General features: G+C 64.4%; 18 protein-coding genes. 6 read left to right on the top strand and 12 right to left on the bottom strand.

Translation table 11 applies throughout. The features are described 5' to 3' along the window. The first annotated feature begins 10 nt into the window (after positions 1-10). Positions 11-874 (top strand): sulfolactaldehyde 3-reductase, encoded by an 864-nt coding sequence (yihU, locus tag H6851_16990; GenBank protein MCB9945306.1) that lies wholly within the window; start codon positions 11-13, stop codon positions 872-874. A 37-nt stretch (positions 875-911) separates the two neighbouring features. Here yihU and H6851_16985 read toward each other — a convergent pair whose 3' ends face one another. Both H6851_16985 and H6851_16980 read right to left on the bottom strand, forming a co-directional pair. Next, a complete protein-coding gene (locus tag H6851_16985) occupies positions 912-2,609 on the bottom strand; it encodes an ABC transporter ATP-binding protein (protein MCB9945305.1) in 1,698 nt (565 codons plus the stop codon). 81 nt (positions 2,610-2,690) lie between these two features. After that, on the bottom strand, positions 2,691-4,193 hold the full coding sequence (locus H6851_16980) for an AMP-binding protein (protein MCB9945304.1): 1,503 nt from the start codon (positions 4,191-4,193) through the stop codon (positions 2,691-2,693). A gap of 116 nt (positions 4,194-4,309) precedes the next feature. Here H6851_16980 and H6851_16975 point away from each other — a divergent pair, with 116 nt between their 5' ends. Beyond that, positions 4,310-5,182, top strand: a complete 873-nt coding sequence (locus H6851_16975) for a glycosyltransferase family 2 protein (protein ID MCB9945303.1) — start codon at positions 4,310-4,312, stop codon at positions 5,180-5,182. A gap of 37 nt (positions 5,183-5,219) precedes the next feature. Here H6851_16975 and H6851_16970 read toward each other — a convergent pair whose 3' ends face one another. Next, positions 5,220-5,570 (bottom strand): hypothetical protein, encoded by a 351-nt coding sequence (locus tag H6851_16970; GenBank protein ID MCB9945302.1) that lies wholly within the window; start codon positions 5,568-5,570, stop codon positions 5,220-5,222. A 459-nt stretch (positions 5,571-6,029) separates the two neighbouring features. On the opposite strand from H6851_16970, the gene H6851_16965 reads away from it, so the two are divergent. Then, positions 6,030-7,043 (top strand): hypothetical protein, encoded by a 1,014-nt coding sequence (locus H6851_16965; protein ID MCB9945301.1) that lies wholly within the window; start codon positions 6,030-6,032, stop codon positions 7,041-7,043. 14 nt (positions 7,044-7,057) lie between these two features. On the opposite strand, the gene H6851_16960 is transcribed toward H6851_16965, so the two are convergent. Continuing rightward, on the bottom strand, positions 7,058-8,278 hold the full coding sequence (locus tag H6851_16960) for an IS256 family transposase (protein ID MCB9945300.1): 1,221 nt from the start codon (positions 8,276-8,278) through the stop codon (positions 7,058-7,060). Positions 8,279-8,335: 57 nt separating this feature from the next. Between H6851_16960 and H6851_16955 the strand changes: the two genes are divergently transcribed. Together H6851_16955 and H6851_16950 are read left to right on the top strand one after the other, a co-directional pair. After that, a complete protein-coding gene (locus H6851_16955) occupies positions 8,336-8,527 on the top strand; it encodes a helix-turn-helix transcriptional regulator (GenBank protein MCB9945299.1) in 192 nt (63 codons plus the stop codon). An 80-nt stretch (positions 8,528-8,607) separates the two neighbouring features. Further along, positions 8,608-9,336: a hypothetical protein gene (locus H6851_16950; protein MCB9945298.1), complete on the top strand. Its 729-nt coding sequence runs from the start codon at positions 8,608-8,610 to the stop codon at positions 9,334-9,336. On the opposite strand, the gene H6851_16945 is transcribed toward H6851_16950, so the two are convergent. The 8 genes from H6851_16945 to H6851_16910 form a co-directional block, all read right to left on the bottom strand. Next, positions 9,225-10,616, bottom strand: a complete 1,392-nt coding sequence (locus H6851_16945; protein ID MCB9945297.1) for a hypothetical protein — start codon at positions 10,614-10,616, stop codon at positions 9,225-9,227. The genes H6851_16950 and H6851_16945 overlap by 112 nt on opposite strands. After that, a complete protein-coding gene (locus H6851_16940; protein MCB9945296.1) occupies positions 10,613-11,413 on the bottom strand; it encodes a glycosyltransferase in 801 nt (266 codons plus the stop codon). Before H6851_16940 ends, H6851_16945 begins: the two co-directional genes overlap by 4 nt. 12 nt (positions 11,414-11,425) lie before the next feature. Beyond that, entirely contained in the window at positions 11,426-12,406 is a 981-nt protein-coding gene (locus H6851_16935) for a sulfotransferase (GenBank protein ID MCB9945295.1), read from the bottom strand. Beyond that, complete coding sequence (locus tag H6851_16930) at positions 12,403-13,770, bottom strand: flippase (GenBank protein MCB9945294.1); 1,368 nt, start codon at positions 13,768-13,770, stop codon at positions 12,403-12,405. Before H6851_16930 ends, H6851_16935 begins: the two co-directional genes overlap by 4 nt. After that, entirely contained in the window at positions 13,767-14,387 is a 621-nt protein-coding gene (locus tag H6851_16925) for a putative colanic acid biosynthesis acetyltransferase (GenBank protein ID MCB9945293.1), read from the bottom strand. Before H6851_16925 ends, H6851_16930 begins: the two co-directional genes overlap by 4 nt. 73 nt (positions 14,388-14,460) lie before the next feature. Next, complete coding sequence (locus tag H6851_16920; GenBank protein MCB9945292.1) at positions 14,461-15,429, bottom strand: GDP-L-fucose synthase; 969 nt, start codon at positions 15,427-15,429, stop codon at positions 14,461-14,463. Positions 15,430-15,455: 26 nt separating this feature from the next. Further along, positions 15,456-16,571 (bottom strand): GDP-mannose 4,6-dehydratase, encoded by a 1,116-nt coding sequence (gene gmd / locus H6851_16915; GenBank protein MCB9945291.1) that lies wholly within the window; start codon positions 16,569-16,571, stop codon positions 15,456-15,458. Beyond that, on the bottom strand, positions 16,568-18,034 hold the full coding sequence (locus H6851_16910; protein ID MCB9945290.1) for a sugar transferase: 1,467 nt from the start codon (positions 18,032-18,034) through the stop codon (positions 16,568-16,570). Before H6851_16910 ends, gmd begins: the two co-directional genes overlap by 4 nt. A gap of 246 nt (positions 18,035-18,280) precedes the next feature. Between H6851_16910 and H6851_16905 the strand changes: the two genes are divergently transcribed. Beyond that, positions 18,281-19,624: an O-antigen ligase family protein gene (locus H6851_16905; GenBank protein MCB9945289.1), complete on the top strand. Its 1,344-nt coding sequence runs from the start codon at positions 18,281-18,283 to the stop codon at positions 19,622-19,624.

The raw sequence follows: 19,624 nt of genomic DNA, 5'->3' as shown, positions 1-19,624 counted from the left end.
GGGTTGAACCATGTCGAAGAAAATCGGCTTTATCGGACTGGGTGTGATGGGGGCGCCCATGTCGCGCAACCTGGTCAGGGGCGGGCATGAGGTGATGGGCTTCGACCTGTCCGCCGATGCCATCCGTGCTGCCGGCAACCGTCCCGCCGCCAGCGCCGCCGGGGCTGCCGACGGTGCGAGCATCGTGATCACCATGTTGCCCAAGGGCGAGCATGTGAAGGCTGCCCTGTTCGGCAGGGACGGTGCCTGCGAGACCCTGCCGAAGGGCAGTCTCGTCATCGACATGAGTACCGTCCAGCCACTGGAAACCGACGAGATCGCCGCCGAGGTGCGGCGGCGCGGCTTCCGCTTCGTCGATGCCCCGGTGGGACGCACCTCGCGCCATGCCGAGGAGGGCAAGCTGCTCGTCATGGTGGGGGCGGATGCCGAGGATCTGGACGAGGCCCGCGAGGTGGTCTCCCTGCTGGGCGACACCATCGTTCACTGCGGCGGGCCGGGCATGGGCAGCCGGGCGAAGATCGTCAACAACTACATGTCGATCGTGTCCAATGTCGTCGTTGCCGAGAGCCTCGTCCTCGCCGAACGCTCGGGCCTTTCTCTCGATGTGGCGATCGATGTCTGCCGTGGAACGACGGCCGGGCAGGGGCATCTGAACACCACCTATCCAGCCAAGGTGCTGCAAGGGGACACGGTTCCGGGCTTCATGCTCGACCTGGCGCTCAAGGATCTCAAGATCGCACTCGAACTGGGCAGTCGTATCGGCTCGCCGACCTATGCCGGTGCCGCGGCCCGTCCGGTCTACGAGATCGGTCAGGCGAGGGGCCGCGGCCGCTCGGACTGGACCGCCATTCTAGAGGTGCTGCGGGAAGTCTGACGGCAGTCGACTGAACACATCGGCCGTTGAATATCCCCTAGTGAAGGGCGCTTTCGGCCAGTCTGGCCTTGCCGTGCTCGACGACATAGATCCGGTCGGCGACGTCGAGGAGTTCGTGGCGGTGGCTGATGGTCAATACCGCAATTTCGCGACTGAGCTTGCGGATTTCGCCGGCGATGGTGATGGCGGTCGCCGGATCGAGGGCGCTGGTGACCTCGTCGAGTATCAGCAGGCGAGGCTCGTGCACGAGCGCACGGGCCAGCGCCAGGCGTTGCCGTTGACCGCCCGAAAGCCGGCCGCCGCGCTCGCCCACCACCGTTTCCAGTCCATCGGGCAGGCTGCGCACGAAGGCGCCTGAACCCGACAGTTCGAGAGCCTTTGTCAAACGGGGCTCGGGGAGCGTGTCGCCGAGCATCAGATTCTCGCGGATCGAATCATGCAGCAGGACGACATCCTGCGGCACGTAGCCGACGAGATGACGCCAGCTCGCGAGATCGATCTTCTCCAGTGGAATATCGTCAATGAGAATATCACCATCGCGGGACTGGTGCAGCCCGAGGAGGAGATCGATGATGGTCGTCTTGCCGCCACCGGACGGTCCGGTAAGCACGGTGAGCTGTCCCGCCTCGACCTCCAGGTCCAGCCCGTGCAGGATCGGGTGGTCGCCATGGGCAAAACGGACGTTCTCGAAGCGGATCCGCCGCTCGAAACGGGCGGGCTGCCTGCCCGGATTCGGTTCGAGATCGGCTTCCGTCTCGTCGATCAGCTCCTGCGCCGACCAGAAGGCGCTTTCGACCAGAAGGGCCTTTTGATACGCCTTCTGCAGCTTGCCGACCGTCTGCACCGTCCGGGCAACGACGATCCCCGACACCAGCAGTTCGGTCATGGGCACGTCGAAATTGTTGTAGAGAACGTAGAATCCGCTTCCCAGGAAGATGGCCATGACCGCGTCCTGCAGGTTGGCCACCGATTCACGGGCGACCACCTGTCGCCGCAGGGCCTTGCGCAGGGCACCTATCTTCTTGTCGAGAAGGTCGGCAAATGGTGCCTGACGGTCCATGGCACGGATGAGCTTGAGGTTGCTCAGCGTGTCCGACAGGAAAATCAGCAGGTCGCGGGTCCGGCGGGTCTGCGCCTGGCCGGAGCGCTTGGCCGCTCGCACGAGGGCATGCAGCGAGCCGAGTGTCACCACCCCCATGGCGAACGCCACCAGCGCCAGTTCCCACGAGACGACGAGGGCCACGACGGCGAACACGACCGACTGGGCGGCGAGTGCCAGGAACGAGGCCGCCAGGACGTAGGCTTCCGCCGCGCGGGTCGCGTCGTTGCTGATGACCGTGGTGATCCGGCCCATGGGCTGACGGATGAAGTATCGCCAGCGAACCCGCATCAGATTGCGGACGACATTGCGCCGCAGGTCGCTTGCGACCTCGGCCGAGGTGAAGCCGACGAAGATCATCGCTCCCAGGGTGATCAGCGCCTTGAGGACGATCGACCCGACCATCAGGACAAGCAACGTGGTCAGATCGGGGGTGAGGCCGAACCAGCCGACAAGGCCCAGCACGATCGTCTGGGCCGGCGAGCTGCCCGTGCTCTGTTCTGTGGCGGCCGCGATCAGCGGCATCATCGTGGCGAGCCCCAGTCCCTCGACGAGGTTGGCCAGGACGAGGGCCGTCAGGACGAGCCAGGCACGTGCGGGATTGGTGGAAAAGAAGATGCCGATGAGACCGCGCATGAAGTCCTCGAATGCGGGCGTGTCCGCCCGGGGGTGGTGGCCGGATACAGGATCACCGCCCGGACGGCAAGCCGGCGACTGTCAGCCGTCCTTGAAGCGGGCCCTCAGCTCCGTCTTGAGAACCTTGCCGTAATTGTTCTTGGGCAGTTCCGGCAAGCGCACATAGACCTTCGGGCGCTTGAACCGGGCGATGTGCGCAAGGCAGTGCGCATCGAGGTCGCGGTCGGCGACCGCTGCCGTCTCGACGATGCAGGCCACCACCCGCTCGCCCCATTCGGCATCGGCGAGCCCGATCACCGAAACCTCGCGGACGGCCGGGTGGAGCAGCAGGACTTCCTCGACCTCGCGCGGATAGATGTTGGTGCCGCCGGAGATGATCAGGTCCTTCGAACGATCCTTGAGCGTCACGAAGCCGTCTTCGTCCATTACCCCGACATCGCCGGTGCGCAGCCAGCCATCGCCCATGGTATGCCGCGTCGCCTCCGGGTCGCGCCAGTAGCCGGGGACCACGCTGGCACCGCGGGCCATGATCTCGCCGCTCTCGCCGGCGGGCAGCGGGCACCCCTCGGCGTCGCCGATCTTCACCTCGACCACGGTCTGGGCGGTGCCCGCGGACTGCAGGCGCTCCCGGTAGCGCGGATGGCCGACATCGGCGTGGGCGGCCTTGTCGAGGGCGGTGATCGTCATCGGGCTCTCGCCCTGGCCGTAGAGCTGGGCGAACCTGAAACCGAACACCTCATGCGCCTCGTCGAGATCGGCGAGATACATGGGCGCTCCACCATAGACGACCGTCTTCAGGTTGCGATGGTCGCCTCCTTCCTGTCTCGCATGGCGCGTCAGCCGCTTGACCATCGTCGGTGCGGCGAACATCGTCGTGCCGGGCCAGCTTCCCAGTGCGTCGAATATCTCCGCCGGATCGAAGCCGCCGCTTGCCGGAACGACCTGCGTGGCACCCATCGCCGCATGCGGGAACATGTAGAGGCCCGAACCGTGCGACAGCGGTGCGGCATGAAGGATGGCGTCTCCGGCGGCAATCCGGTCGATGTCGATGAAATAGGCATAGGTCATGGCCCGGATATTGCCATGGGTGATCATCGCGCCCTTGGGCCTGCCGGTCGTTCCGCTGGTATAGAACAGCCAGGCGAGGTCATCGGGGCCGCGCGGCTCCATGGCAACGGGATCGTGCGCCAGGGCGGTGGCGTAGCCTGGACTGCCCGCCATGAGGACGCGGACCCCGGCATCGATATCTCCGGAGAATTTCTCCTCGCTGATCACAAGGCCCGCCCCGCTGTGCTCGATGGCATGGGCCAGCTCGTTGCGGTGGAGCCTGGCATTGACCGGCACCGCCGCGAGCCCGGCCCACCAGCAGGCCAGCATGCATTCGAGATATTCCACGCGGTTGGCGAGGATGAGCGCGACCCGGTCGCCCGGTACGAGCCCGGCCTTCGAGCGCATCCAGCCGGCAAGGGCGGCCGCCCGTCCGGCCAGCTCCCCATGCGTGCAGAAGGGATTGCCGCCGATGGCAATGGCGGTGCCCTCGCGAGCGCGGCGGGCATTGCGTTCGAAGAGATGGGCGATGTTCAAGAGATCGTACCTCCCCGGGACTGCGAAGCCGAAGGCGGAATCAGTGACAAGGCTGGAAATTCCCCCTCTGGTAGATTATTAATTCTACTTATGGTAGAATTATCGGATCTGCAACCATGCTCACCATCATCATACTCACTCGCGACGAGGAGCAAAACCTCGTCCATGCGCTGCGCAGCCTGCGCGGTCTCGATGCCGATGTGTGGGTCGTCGATTCCGGCAGCACCGACCGTACGGTGGAGATCGCCCTCGGCCATGGCTGCCATGTCCTGCACCGGGAATGGACCACCTATGCCGGCCAGTTCAACTGGGCGCTCGGGCAGATCGAGGCCCGGACGCCCTGGTGCATGCGCCTCGATGCGGACGAGCGCCTGACCCCCGCGCTGGTGGAGGAACTCAGGTCCCGGCTGCCGGAAATCGGCCCCGATGTCACCGGCCTGCAGGTCAGGCGGCGCGTCCATTTCTGGGGCCGCTGGATCCGGCATGGCGGCTTCTATCCCACATGGCTGCTGCGCATATGGCGCACCGGCACCGCGCGCTGCGAGGGCCGGTGGATGGACGAGCACATGATCGTCGATCGCGGCCGCATCCTGTCGCTGGAGGGCGACATCATCGACGAGAACCACAAGGGGCTGGGCTTCTGGACGATCAAGCACGAAGGCTATGCCAGCCGCGAGGTGCGCGACCTGCTGCGCGTGGAACAGGGTGGGCCCGGAGACGGTCCTGCCGCTCAGGCCGGTCGCCGGCGCTGGGCCAAGGAACATGTCTATGTCCGCTCGCCGAGGCTGTGGCGGGCCGGCGCCTACTGGTTCATGCGCTACATCCTCCAGCGGGGCTTCCTCGACGGCCGCGAGGGCCTCGTCTTCCACTTCCTCCAGGCATTCTGGTACCGCTTCCTCGTCGATGCGAAACTGATCGAGGAAGAGCGGCGGTCGTCATCGCAGGACGCCGCCGAAGTCGGTCCCGGTCCTGTCAATCGCCCGGGATGAATTGCGCCTCCCGGTGGCAGCCGGGAGGCGCCGGGCATTATTCGCCCATCACGAGAAATGCGATTTCCGAAATGCGACCGCCATTATCCTCGACTTTCCAGTCGAAATGAATGCGCTGCTCATCGCAATTCGTATTCAATATGAAATCGTCATTTTCACTCTTGGTCAGACCATCCCGCAGGTCGTCCCGCACGATGAATTCCCGGATCGTCGCCACATAGGCGGGAAGCGTCCGGAAGATCCCGGATCCGCCGATGACACGGCGTTGCGAAAACCTCGCATCGCCGACATCCGCATTGTCGGCCGGAACATTCGCGAAATTGACGACGGCCGAGCCGTTGCGGCTATGATCCTGATCAACGACCAGCATGCCCGAGATTGCGCGCATCTGAAATGACTCCTTGATTGAAATCGATGAAATTGTTGAATAATTGATGAATGCCCGTTTTTATCGAATGTCGGACGCAACAATTCAACCTGAAAATCACATGAATGAAATTGTCATCAATTATTCAAATGAAGTGGATTCACTGATGATTTTGCAATGTTATGTCATGACCAATCTCCCATTATTAAATAATTTTTATTTATTCAAAATGTCAATGATGCGATTGACGCCGTAATGAAAAACATGACTTGGGAACGTTGTCGTCATCCAAAAGGATGACAAAATTGTTTTTTTGGAAAATCCCAAGATTGGATCGCCTCTGGATTTATCGAGTTGGCGTCAATTCCATTAATGATTGGTGTGCACATAATTTTGAATTGCCAGGTTTGTTATGCCTGTCGCATCGTGGTCATTCGCCATTTGCATCTTGTCCAATTGATGAGTCCTGTTTCGGGAGCGATGATGATGTCTGAACTTGCGGAATTTTCGGATCTGATAGGAGATATCTACGATTGCGCGCTCGATACGGGCCGGTGGCCTGCGGTCCTTGCCCGGATAAGGCGTGAACTGGATTTCGCGAATGCCGCGATCTATGTCTTCGATCCCGCTGAATCCCGCCTGCTGTTCTATGTGAGCGATGGCATCGCGCGCGAATGGGAAGCGCGCATGCCGGAATATCAGTCGGATGTCGGCGAAATGATGGCGAGCACCGGGGATCTGCTGGCGCAGGATATCGATCGCTATTACATCGCCAGCCGGGATGTTCCGGCCGATGTCCTGAGCACCAACCGGTACATCGTCGAATGGGCACGGCCCCAGGGATTGTGCGATCTGCTTCAGGCAACCTTGATGAAGAACGACAGGCGTCTGGCGTCCCTGGCGATGGGACGCGCGGAGAGTGCCGGCCGGGTCGACGGCGGGGCGATCGCCCGGCTCCGGCTCCTGCTGCCGCATGTCCGTCGGGCGGTGGCCATCTCCGATCTGATCGACAGGCACATGATCGAAACCGGACGTTTTGCCGAGGCGTTGGGCGGACTGTCGGTTCCGATATTCCTGGTTGCCGAAAATGGCGAGGTGCTTTTCAGGAATGCAGCCGGAACCCGACTGGTGGCCCGCAACGACATGATCGCCGAGCGGCACGGATGTCTGGTGGTCAGATCGGCCGATGCGCAATCGCGTTTTTCGCGAGCGTTGGCCGCGGCCTTTCTCGATGATGTCGCGGGGGATGCCACCGGTACGGGAATAGCGCTTCGAAGCGGTGACTCGGCGCCGGCCGTGATGCATCTGCTGCCGCTGATGCATGGTGTGGCCCGCCTCAACATTGCCCCCCGTCCGGCCGTCGCGCTGTTCTTCAGTGGCCCGGATATGGCGCCGGCACCTGATCTGGCAGGTGTGGCGGGAAGTTTCGGTCTTACGAAAGGGGAGGTGCGGTTGCTGGAGGGGCCTGTCAGGAATTTCGTGTACGGGCGATGAATTGATCATGATTTTCAGGCGGCCCGGAGGCGGTCTTCGAAGAGAATGGCGAACTGTGCCTTGGCCATGGCCCATTCGCGTGGCGGCATTCTCCACTCCTTTTCGGCCAGGTTCAAGACCAGGAAGAGCAGCTTCATGGCGCTCTCGTCATTCGGGAAATGACCACGGGTTCGCACCGCGCGTCGCAGTTTGCTGTTCAGGGCTTCGATCGCGTTGGTGGTGTAGATGATCCGGCGAACGTCGTCGGCAAAGGCGAAGAACGGAATGACGGCCTGCCAGTTGCGACGCCAGGACATGGCAATGGCCGGGTATTTTTGCCCCCAAATTCCAGCATCGAACGCCTCCAGCGCCGCCATTCCGGCGTCGGCGTCCTTGGCCCGGTAGACGGTCTTCAGCTCGGCGGCGACGGCCCGGCGGTCCTTGTAGCTGACGAAATCCAATGAGTTGCGGATCAGATGAACGATGCAGGTCTGGACCTGGGTCTGCGGGAACACGGCCGTGATCGCCTCCGGAAACCCCTTCAGGCCATCGACGATCGCGATCAGGATATCCTCGATGCCCCGGTTTTTCAGCTCGTTCATCACCCGCAGCCAGAATTTCGCGCCCTCTGTCTGTTCGATCCAGAGCCCGAGGATCTCCTTCTGGCCGTCGAGCCGAACGCCGAGCGCGACATAGACCGCCTTGTTGCGGACCATCCCCTCGTCGCGGATCTTGACCCTCAAGGCATCGAAAAAGACCAGCGGATAAAGGCTTTCCAGCGGCCGGTTCTGCCATTCGGCAACCTCGTCCAGGATGTCGTCGGTCACGGCACTGATCAGCTCGGGGGAGACGTCAACGCCATAAATCTCGTCCAGATGACCGCGGATCTCCCTGACCGTCATGCCGCGGGCGTACATCGAGATGATCTTTTCGTCGAAGCCCGGCAGTCGCCGGCGATATTTCGCGATGAGCTGCGGATCAAAGGTCGATAACCGGTCACGTGGCACCGCAATCCCGAACTTGCCACTGTCCGTGATCACCGTCTTGGAGCTGTAGCCATTGCGGCTGTTGGATTTCCCCTCGCTCGCTTCGCCAGCCAGGTGATGATCCATCTCGGCGTTCAACGCCCGCTCGGCCAATTGCCGTTTGAGCTCATCAAGCAATCCTCCCTTGTCGAACAGCGTCGAGGGATCTTGCCCAACAAGCAACTGGTCGATCAGTCGCTCACGTTGCGTAGGCTTCTTGCGTGCTGGCATGTGATGGTTCCTCTCTTTCCATCATCATCGCCCGTACACGAAATTCCTGACAGGCCCTTGCTGGAGCGGATCGTCCTGGGTGACGATATCGGCCAGGCGGCTGAAAATCTCGGGATTGCCCGGACCACCGCCAAGACCCATCTGGCACGGATGTTCGACAAGACCGGCACGAACCGGCAATCGGCGCTGGTGGCGCTGGCGCACCGGTTGAGTTCGGCGCCGATCGTGGGAAGCCATCCGCAAGGGTGAGGGGTGGATTGCAAGTGGCAGATTTCGATATAAGAATTTAATCCTTGATTTTGCCATCCGCTCATGTCATGCATGGGAACATGAAGGAGTTCATCGGACATATCGCGGGCCTGCGGTTGCGTGGTGCGCTGCGGCGAACATGCCGGTTGCTTGCTGGCCACCGGGGTCGTTCGCCGGAAGGTGGGCACCCGGCTTTCGCGGTCGTGTCCGACATGGCCCTTCACGCGTTCCGGTTGCTGGCCGGCCGGGTCAGGATCATGGGCGGCCGCCGCGCGCGTCGGCGCTTCGGGCCCGTGCTCGACGCGTTCATCACGGCCCGCTCGGTGGAACTGGCGCTGACCGCCGGGGAGACCCGGCTGCTGCGGCAGGCATGGTTCGACCACGCCGAGGGCCGCGATCCGCGCGAGGCGGTGGGCCTGCTGCTGGCCTCCTTCCGGCAGCGGCGCAACCGGAAGGAGCTATCGCATCCGACCGATGCAGCCGTCGATCCCGATATCGACGCCCTGTGGCACAGGCGCCTGACCGCCGCACTGCTCGACGAGCTGGCCGCGGCGACGATCGCGCCGGTGGGATGGGTGGCGGCGGGTCCGCGCCCGTTCACCGCCGCTGCCACGTGTTGCAGGCAGGCGGTCAGGCGCGCCCGCGGCCCGCCGGCAGCCCGTTTCTCCCGTCATTCCGACAAGCCTGGTGACCGCCGTCACCGGGCCGCTGGTGCTGGCCGGGTGCGGGTTCCGGCGTTCCGGCGCGGTGCGGCCCCGACGGTCTGCGCCGGCAAGCCGGGCGGCAGCAGGGTCACGACCGGCCTGTGAGGAGAGGAGAGCGTCGGGGTGATGCGCGGCTGGTGACGGTGCCGCGCCGACAGGGACAGCAGCAGGGCGGTGACGAGGCCGATGCTGAGCATCTTGAAACCGGCGCTGACGGTGACGTTGACGAGGATCGAGGCCGTGCAGCCGAGCGCCATGGCCCGTTCGGCGACCGGCAGGCCGGGCTGGCGCAGGAGCGTCAAGGCTGCGCGGGCGAGGTGCAGGAGCAGGGGGGCCAGGATCGCGATGCCGGTCAGTCCCACCTTCATCAGCAGGTAGAGCGGGAAGACATGGACGAAGCGCCATTCCTGCCCGGCCAGTCCGAGCGGGTGGACGATGGTGCCGCCCCAGCCCTTGCCGAAGAGGAGAAGGTCCCAGCGGGCGGTCATTTCCGACCATACCGCATGGATCTCCAGCATCCGGCCATTGGCGAGGCCGACCGCGGCCTGCTTGCGCTCGATGAGGTCGAACAGTCCGCTGAGGTGGTCGCCGAACAGCAGGAGGGCGAGGGTGAAGATCGCCATGGCGAGAACGATGCCGATCAGCGAAGCCAGCGAAATGCGCAACGAACGCAGGATGCAGAACAGGCCGATGGCGAGCAGGATGCCGATCTGCGATCGTATCACCGTGGCACCGATGGCCATGATCGGAGCGGTGCACAGCAGGACCCCGAGGAGGATCCGCAGGGGCGTGGGACGGTCGAGCAGGGTGAGGAGGAACAGGGACAGTCCGAACGCGGCGGTGAACAGCACGGCGGGATCGAGGACGAAATAGTCCATCGAACCGTAGAAGGTCTGCGTGCCGAGGCTGGCGAGGGAGAAATCGTCGGAAAGCATGTGGCGGACGGAGAAGGCGCTGCCGGCGACCAGCAGGGACGCCGTCAGCGCGGGAATGATCGGCTGGTGCGGGCAGCCGGCCCGCACGATCAGCAGCGGGATGAGGAAATAGAGGGCCGGGATCAGGTCGCGGGCGATATCGGCGGGATGGTTGCCGCGGCCGATGCCGACGAGCAGCGGGAGGGTGGCGAGCAGGGTGGCGAGCCCGAGGTCGGCCAGCGAGCGGTCTGCGGTGGCCGAGCGGGGTCGTGCAACTTCGGCGAATTTCTTCAGGGACTGAATGCCGACCGTTGCGATCAGGAGCCCGCCGACGACCATCTCTGCAATGCCGATGATGTCCGGCGTAGGCGAACTGAGGCCGCCATAGGTCGCCCCCAGCGCCAGCCATGCCGCGAGTCGGAGGGGTTGGCCCTGTGAGCGGGATCCGGTCTCTGCCACGGGAAGGGTCATGCGGGTGCCGTTTGCGGCCGCCGGAAGCGCAGCCTGTCATAGAGCGCGGGGCAGGACCTGCGGAAAGCGATGGCGGCGAGCTGGGCCGCGGCGATGGCCGCCACCCGCCACAGCGGCAGACCCAGCGCCTCGTGCCGTGCGCGCGCCTGCTCGATCAGGCCGGTGAGCGCGTGGGTGGCCGAGGCTCCGCCACGTTCGAACACGGCAAGCGGGCCGCGGATCCGCTCGAATGCGATGCCGTCGCGCCACATGCGGGCGACGAGCGCGAAATCGGCGGCGATCGAAAAGCGCTGCTGGTACCGGTAACCGGCGATGGCGTTTCGGCCGAACAGCATTCCCTGGTGATGGGCGAACAGTCCGTAGGTCAGCCAGGCGGGATCGCGGGCGGTCTTGAGCAGCAGCGATCCGTCCGTCTCCCGTTCGAGGCAGTCGGCAAACAGCACCCTGTCCGCAAGGTCGGGGGGGCATGTGTCGATGATGGCAGCGAGTGCCGCGGCATCGGCCACCTCGTCGCCGGCATTGACGAACCAGAGGAATTGGCCCCGCGCGCGGTCGATCCCCTTGTTCATGGCGTCATAGAGGCCGGCATCGGCCTCGCTGGTGCTCCGCAGCCAGGGCTCGTCGCGGCTTTCCAGCCACATGCGCGTGCCGTCGCCGGAGGCACCGTCGACGACGATCCACTCCAGATCGAGACGGGCGGCGAGCGGAGCGATGGATCGCGCCGTCCGCAGCAGTGCCGTCCGGGCGTTGCGGGTCACGGTGATGATCGACAATCGGGGAAAGGTGGAAATGGTCATAAATCACCTGCGTCAGATCATGCCGAACTGGCGACCGTGCTCGCGGCCAGCCCAGCGCATGGCCATGCGCTTGAGCGGATATTCTGCATGAAGGCTGTGAAATGTGGCGCTGTAGGCGCGACAGGCGAGATCACCCAGCCACTGCCGTGGCGGGCAGCGGCCGTCGGCAAGGTCGAGGTCGAGGTCGGCTGCATCGTAGCCCATGAACGCGAGACGGCGCGGGCCGAGACCGTCGAGATAGCGTCGGGCCCAGCGACGGCGCAGCGGTCCGGACAACCTTTGGTGCCAGCCGCCGAGCTGGCGGTCCGTGGCAAGGCCGTCCATGCTTCCCGACTTGGCGTCACCCATGAGACCCGGTGCGACGCCGGAACGGTTGGCGTTGAGAACAGTGGGATCGAACGGCAATCCGAGGTGGTCGAAAGTCCGGCGCAGAACCGCATCGCGGTCTTCGAGCAGGTCTTCGTAGCGGACGCACAAGGCCCTCTCACCCAGGCGTTCGGCAGTATCTACCAATCGTGGAATGCCTTCGATAAGATCAATATCAAAGCGTGGCACAAGCCAGCGATCGCCACTCATTTCGATCATGGACGATATGATCGACAGAGGATTCCGCCACAGGAAGATCAGCTTCGCATCGGGAAAGATACGCTCGATATCGTCGACGATCAGTGCATAGCGCGGCGTCTTGTCGAGGAAATACCGCTCGCCACGATGGGCAGCGGCCCTGTGGACCGTCCCGGCGAAGGCGCGCACACCGGCGTCGAAGACCTCCTCACCGCCGTCAAGCCTGTCGATCAGTTCGTTGACGGCCTTGCCGCAGGTGTCCTGCCAGTATTCCGAGGATATGCCGCGCCGCCTGCGCATGTAGATCAGCGGCAGCAGGAACCATGGCTCGTTCAGGGTGCAGACGTCCGGATGGCTGCCGATGAGCCGTTGCAGCCAGGTCGATCCGGCGCGCGGCGCGGAGAAGAGGAAGACGGGGGCGGGGGTCATGCGCTGACGTCCTTGATGGATGCATCCGGATGGAAGATGGCGCGCGGCGCAAGGGCGCGGCAGGCCAAGATGCTGGTGGAGATCGACCGGTTGCGCCGTGCGGCCATGACCAGATGGACGTTCCAGCTCACCATCGAGATGACCGTTGCCGCAGCCGCCCCATCGACGCCAAGGGTGGGGATGAGGATGGCGTTCAGCAGCAGGTTGGCACCCGCGCAGATGGCAAAGGTCCGTGCCACCAGTCCCTGTGAGCCCGTAACCTGCAACAGGACCATGACCGGCCCGCACAGCACGTTGACGAACTGGCCGGCGACGAGGATGCGAAGGGATGTCGACGCACCGACAAAGTCACCGCCGAAGGCCAGGGTCAGTATGGGGCCGGCGCCGATCAGGAGCAGGCCCGCCACCGGCAGCGTGAGCAAGCTCGCCCAGAGCGTGATCGAGCTCGTGAGCACTTGCAGGCCCCGGTCGTCGCGGCGGGCATGGAGACGGGCCATACGCGGTACCGCGGGCTGGAGCAGGGCGGCCAGCGCCATCGGCGTTGCCAGCGCTGCCAGGACCGCGGTGCGGTACAGGCCGGCTTCTTCCGGTCCCAGCAGGGTGGCGACCATCACCAGATCGGCCTGTGTCATGACCGCTCCACCGATGCTGACGGCCATCAGCGGCCAGCAGATGGCGAGCCATTCGGTTGACTGGCCGGATGCACGGCCGCCTGCCGGCAGGATATCCAGTGCATCAAGTGCGAAGACAAAGGCAAGGCCGCAGCCGGCCGCCATGCCCAGGCACTGCAGGGCGAGCGCTGCGTCGAGGTCGGGTGTGAAGCCCAGGGCGATGCAGGCAAGCAGTATGGCCGGCAGCGGTCCGGTACGACCGAGCAGTTCGGGCAACATGGCCAGCACCGGCCGGTCGAGTCCGCGGATGATCCCGCTGCAGGTAAGAGTGACGACTGCCAGCGGCAGGCACAGCGCGATGATCGCCCCATGGGTGAAACTTGCCAGATCGAGCGTCGCCAGAAGGCCGGCGATGGCGATCGCGACAAATCCGCCGGCGAGTCCGGAGAAGGTTGTCATGCGCAGGGCCCATGATGCGGCCGCAGCCGGCGCGGTCGCCGGACCTCCGGTGAGGGCGGCCGGCAGGATCTGCACGATGCCTTGCGGAATGCCCATCGACAGCGGCAGACCCGCAAGTGCGACGATGGCAAGGATCGTCGAATAGCGGCCGAAGCCGGACGGTCCGAGGATCCGCGCTAATAATGTCATTGTGACGAACATTGCCAATGCGAGAACAGCCCGGATCGTGAACACGGCAAGGGCACTGGACAAAAGGGAAGTGAAGGGCGGACGGCCCGCTCGCGGCCAGCTCATGCCGATCCGCTTCCACCGCTTTGCGGGCCATAGCGCAGGCCCGCCATGATGACCGTTCCGGGGGGAACCGATGTGCCGGGAAGGAGAACGGCGAAGGCTCCCACCCACGCCGAACGCCCGACCGTCACCGGCCGGCAGAAGAAGCCGAACGCCTCGTCGTTCCAGTCGTGATTGCCGGTGAACAGGCGGGCTCCCTGACTGATGCAGACATGGTCGCCGATGCGCACCGCGCAGTGATTGTCGATCCATGCGGCTTCGCCCAGCCACACATGATCGCCGATCTCGACAAACCACGGATATTTGATGTTCAATCCCGGCTTGATGACTACCGAACGGCCGACCCTTGCGCCGAACAGGCGCAGGATCGCCGCCTTGTAGCGTGACGGCAGCAGGCCGAGGAGATGTCCGCGGAAGATCGTGGCATTGACCAGATACCAGGCCGCCTGCCAGATCCGCGAGCGATTGCCGGGAATCCGTGGACGTTCGAAGGTGGAAAGATCGTGGGCGCGGATGCGCCTTGCGCGCTGCCGCCCGTCGCCGAGAACAAGGGGCATGCCGGTCGGCCGGCGTCGTTCGCGGTCGATCCGCGGACGGTCCGAAACGGTGGACCCGCTCATGCCGCCTTACTCCTTTTCGAAGCATGTTCGCTGATGCCAAGCTGCGAGCGTGCAGGCGATACGGGTATGGTTGTCATGCCGGAATTCGCTCCCGTGCCAGACGCCGCGGGGTTCCATGGTCGGCGTGATGTTCGAGGAACCAGCGATAGGTCGCAGCGATACCTTCATCGAGGCCGATGAGCGGCTTCCAGCCCGTCCCGGCAAGCGCACCGACGTCGAGACATTTGCGTGGCGTGCCGTCGGGCATGGAGGGGTCGGTGAGGATATCGCCGTGAAAGCCGACAATGGCGGCAACCCGCCGCGCGAGTTCGAGAACGGTCAGATCCTGCCCGCAGCCGACATTCACGGGCCTTGCCGACGAGTGGTGTTTCAGGAGGTGGATGCAGGCATCGGCCAGGTCGTCGACATGAAGGAATTCGCGCCGCGGCGTACCGGTTCCCCAGATCGTCACCGATCCGTCGCCGGCGAGCCTTGCCTCGTGCATCCGGCGGATGAGGGCGGGAAGGACATGGCTGCTACGCAGGTCGAAATTGTCTCCCGGTCCGTAAAGGTTGGTCGGCATGGCCGTGATGAAGTCGGCGGCGTATTGCCGGCGGTAGGCCTCGCACAGCTTCACTCCGGCGATTTTCGCCAGGGCATACCACTGGTTGGTTTCCTCCAGCGGTCCGCCAAGAAGCGCATCCTCGGCGATCGGCTGCGGCGCCATCCGCGGATAGATGCAGGACGAGCCGAGAAAGAGCAGCTTGCTCACCTCGGTTTCGAAGGCCGCACCGATGACGTTGAGCTCGATGCGAAGATTGTCGTCGAGGAAATCCACGGGCCGCGTGGCGTTGGCGAGGATCCCGCCGACCCTCGCCGCCGCGAGGATCACCACATCGGGCAACATGCGCTCCATCCATCGGCGGACATCCGCCTGACGTGTCAGGTCGAGTTCGTGTCGCGCGGCGGTGACAACCTCGACAGGTTCGCTCGCCAGCCGCCGGCAGATGGCGGAACCGACCATGCCCTTGTGGCCGGCAACATAGACGCGTCGGCCATGCAGGGGGAAAAGCTCGAAATCGAACGACATCAACCGATGACCTCCGGAGTCCCGGGCCGCATTGCATGGACGCGTGCATCCGCCTCCCGGACATGGGCGCGCGCGTCCGCCCGGTCGAGGCGCTCCAGATCGGCCATCACCATCTCGGCAACGAGTTCGTGGAAACTGGTGCGGTGCGACCATCCGAGGCGGGTTCGAGCCCTCGTCGCATCGCCCCTCAAGTGGTGAACTTCGAGAGGTCGGAAATATCTCTGATCCACTCGTATCAGCACCGTGTTGCTGCGCCGGTCGATACCGCGCTCCTCCACTCCGGAGCCGCGCCAGATGATCTGGCGGCCGGTGATCGCGAATGCCCGCTCGATGAATTCGCGCACGCTGTGGCACTCGCCGGTGGCCAGCACGAAGTCGTCGGCGCGATCCGCCTGGACCATGCGCCACATGCCTTCGACGAAATCGCGGGCATGGCCCCAGTCGCGCCGTGCCTCCAGATTGCCGATACGCAGGCAGTCCTGCAGACCATGCTCGATGGCGGCGACTGCCCGGGTGATCTTGCGGGTGACGAAGGTCTCGCCGCGCAGCGGGCTTTCATGATTGAACAGGATGCCGTTGCTGGCGTGGATGCCGTAGGCGTCGCGATAATTGCGTGTGATCCAGTAGGCGTAGAGCTTGGCCGTGGCATAGGGCGACTGCGGCAGGAATGGCGTGGATTCGCATTGCGGTGCCGGTGCCGCGCCGAAAAGCTCGGATGTGCTCGCCTGATAGAAGCGGGTCGTTTTCTCGAGTCCCAGGATCCGGATTGCCTCAAGCAGGCGCAGCGTGCCAGTCCCGTCCGCGCTGGCGGTGTATTCAGGCATGTCGAAGCTGACCTGCACATGGCTCTGTGCCGCCAGATTGTAGATCTCGTCAGGCTGCACCTGCTGGACGATGCGGATGAGGTTGGTGGCGTCCGTGAGATCGCCGTGATGCAGCGAGAAGCGTGCCCCGCATTCGCCGTGTTCCTCGTAGAGGTCGTCGATACGGGCGGTATTGAATGAGGAGCTGCGTCGCTTGATCCCGTGGACCTCGTAGCCCCTGGCGAGCAGCAATCGGGCCAGATAGGCGCCATCCTGGCCGGTGACACCGGTGATCAGTGCTGTCTTGCTCATCGTGCCCCGCTTTCGATGGAAAGGATGTCGAAGGGATGGTCGCCCCGGGCGCGGCGGATCGCGTCATGGTCGATCTTCTCGCCGAACAGGACCATCGAGACGGTCCTGGCGAGGATGACGATGTCGAGCCAGGGGCTGTAGTTGCGGATGTAGAAGAGATCGAGGGCGAGCTTTTGCTCGGATGTCAGCTGATGCCCGCCGTGGACCTGCGCCCAGCCGGTCAGACCTGGTCGCAGGCTCGCCCGCTCGTGCAGGTCCGCACCAATGCCCGACAGGTCGCCTGCGAGAAGCGGGCGGGGACCGATGAGGGACATGTCTCCCTTGAGTACATTCCACAGTTGCGGCAGTTCATCGAGGCGGGTGCGGCGCATGAACCGTCCGGGACCCGTGAGGCGCTCGTCATCGGCAGCGAACGAGCCATCGTCGCGATGCGCCTGGGCCAGCGAGCGGAACTTGTAGAGCGTGAATGCCTTGAGGTCCCGGCCGGGGCGCACCTGATGGAAGATCACGGGGCGACCGATGCCAACGAGGATGACGCCGGCGAGAACCGCCATGAACGGCGACGCCAGCAGCAGCCCGGTGGCCGACAGCATGATGTCGACCAGACGCTTGGCGGCGATGAACGAGCGTCGTTCCAGCTCGATCATGACGTCGCCGGGCAACGGTCCATGCCGCTCGGCCGGATCGGTGCGGAGGACGTCGACGAGATCGCGGATGGCGATGTCGTGGCGCCGGGCAGCCGTATACAGGTCCAGCAAACCGGCCTGGTCGTGACGGTTGGCCATGTCGGCCATCACCAGATGCCTTGGCCGTGCTCCGTGCAGGGCGAGGCGGGCGGTAACGCGATCCAGATCGGCGGTCGTCCCGAGGATGGGAATGCCGTCGATGCGACGGCCCGCCAGCTCCGTCCGGTCATCGAGAATGCCGACAATCTCGTAGGTCGTGTCGCGGCGCATGCGGAAGAGCCGGGAGAGCAGGGCGGCGCAATCGCCGGCGCCGACCAGCAGGACCGGCTGCCAGCAGAGGGCATCGAGCGGGCGCCCGCGCGCGCGGCGCTGGGCCAGGGCGATCGTGGCCAGACGTGGCCCGAGCATGAGTGCGACAAGGACCAGCCAGTGCAGCGCCGGCAGCGAGCGCGGTACGGCTTCGAGGCGGCTGAGCACGAAAAGGATGGTATAGGCGAGCACGATGGCGATCGTAGCGACCTTGACCACCTGCAGCAGGTCCGATGTCGACAGATGCTGCCAGACACTCGACGGAAGGCGGCAGGCGGCGATGACCAGGGCGAAGATTGCCAGGAAGGTCGCAAGCGTTTCAGGCGTCCGCAGGACAAACATCAAGGTCGTGTCGGGATCGCCGAAGCGCAGCCATGACGCCAGTGGCAGCGAAAGGGCACCCATCGCCAGATCGAGGAGGAAGCCCGGTCGGACACCCGTGTGCCGGGCACGGAGGCCGGTGATCATGACGGGTGCCGCCCTGGATACATATTGCAACCTGAAGTTGAAAATGACATGGTAGCATCCGTCACGTGAGGATTTCTGCTTTTGTGAGAATATCTTTGCAGAACGTGGTTAATGACGGGTTAAACCTGCATGATTGTATCAACCGGCCAATCTCGATCCCGCAGCCGGCGGCACCGCCGGTATAGCCTGTCGGTTGTGCCAGCCTGGCTGCATGCAGTTCGCGCGAGTCCGGCGGCGCTGACTTGGATGCTGATCGCCGTCCTCGCGGCAGCACCTTTGCCGCTCGGCGCAAACCGACCGTGGCCATGGTCGCTGCTGGCGCTCGTCACCGGGGTCATGCTGCTGGCGAGTCTGCTGATCCGGCGTGAACCGGCGGCCGAGGTGCGTCATGCGGCCTCCATTCCACTGCCGGCGACCATCGGTTTTGTCGGCGTCTGCATCTGGGCGTGGCTACAGTCCGTTCCGCTGGGAATCGGGGCGCTGGCGCATCCGCGCTGGTCCCTGCTCGCCCTGATCGATGCCGAAGGCGAACCCCTGATCGGGCTCGACGGGCAGGCGACCCGTGAAGCCCTGATGCGCCTTTCGACCTATGGCGCGGCGTTCTGGCTGGCTTCGCGGCTCGCAGTGGACCGCGAGCAGGCGAAACGGCTGCTGACGGCTGTCATCGCGATCGGTGCGGCCTATGCCGCCTATGGTCTCGCCAACCACTTCCTGAAGATCGGTTGGGTCGTTCCGGGCGTCCCGCGGATCACGCTCGCACGCCTGCAGTCGGTCTTTGTCAATCCGAACAATTATGCGACCTTTGCCAATATCTCGCTGATGGCAGTTCTCGCGAGCCTGCTATCCCCGCTTCTGGAAGTTCGCGACTGGACACAATACAGGCAGCGCATGGGCGAAATCCTGTCCACGCCCCGAGGCGTATTGTTGCTCCTGGCGCTGATGCTGCTCGGTTTTTCCTCGCTGCTGAGCGGATCGCGCGGGGGCCTGCTCAGCCTGGCCCTGGCACTTGCGACCATGACGGGCATCGTCGTCTGGCTCAGCCGGACCCCGCTGGCCGTTCGCCTGATGCTGCCCGTCATCCTCGCCGCGGTGCTGGTCGGGGCACTGACGCTCAGTGGCGACTATTCGCTGACGCGGATCGGCCGGGCGGTCGGAATGAACGATGCGCGTGTGGCCATTTATGATCTGACCTTGAAGATGATCTCCGATCGGCCATGGCTGGGACAGGGGTATGGCAATTACGAGGCAGCATTCGCCGCGTGGCGGGATGAACGACTGACGGCGGTCGTCGACAAGGCACACAATACCTATCTGGAGCATGTCGCGGAACTGGGAATACCTGCTGCAATCGTGCTGTATGCAGGCATCCTCGCCATCATCCTGCGTATCGCCGGCGGTCTGGTCGGACGCCGGCGCGACAAGGTCTACCCCCTGGCCGCCCTGTCGGCCGCCCTGGTGGCGGGTCTGCACGCCCTGGTCGATTTCAGCCTGCAGATCCCCGCCATCGGCTTCACCCTCGCCGTCGTGCTCGGCATCGGCATCGCCCAGTCGACATCGAGCCGGGTCCGGGTCGAGCTGCGTCCGGACTAG

The sequence above is a fragment of the Geminicoccaceae bacterium genome (assembly GCA_020638465.1).
In the GTDB taxonomy this organism is placed as follows: Bacteria; Pseudomonadota; Alphaproteobacteria; order Geminicoccales; family Geminicoccaceae; genus JAGREO01.
This window is presented reverse-complemented; position numbering and strand designations above follow the sequence as displayed.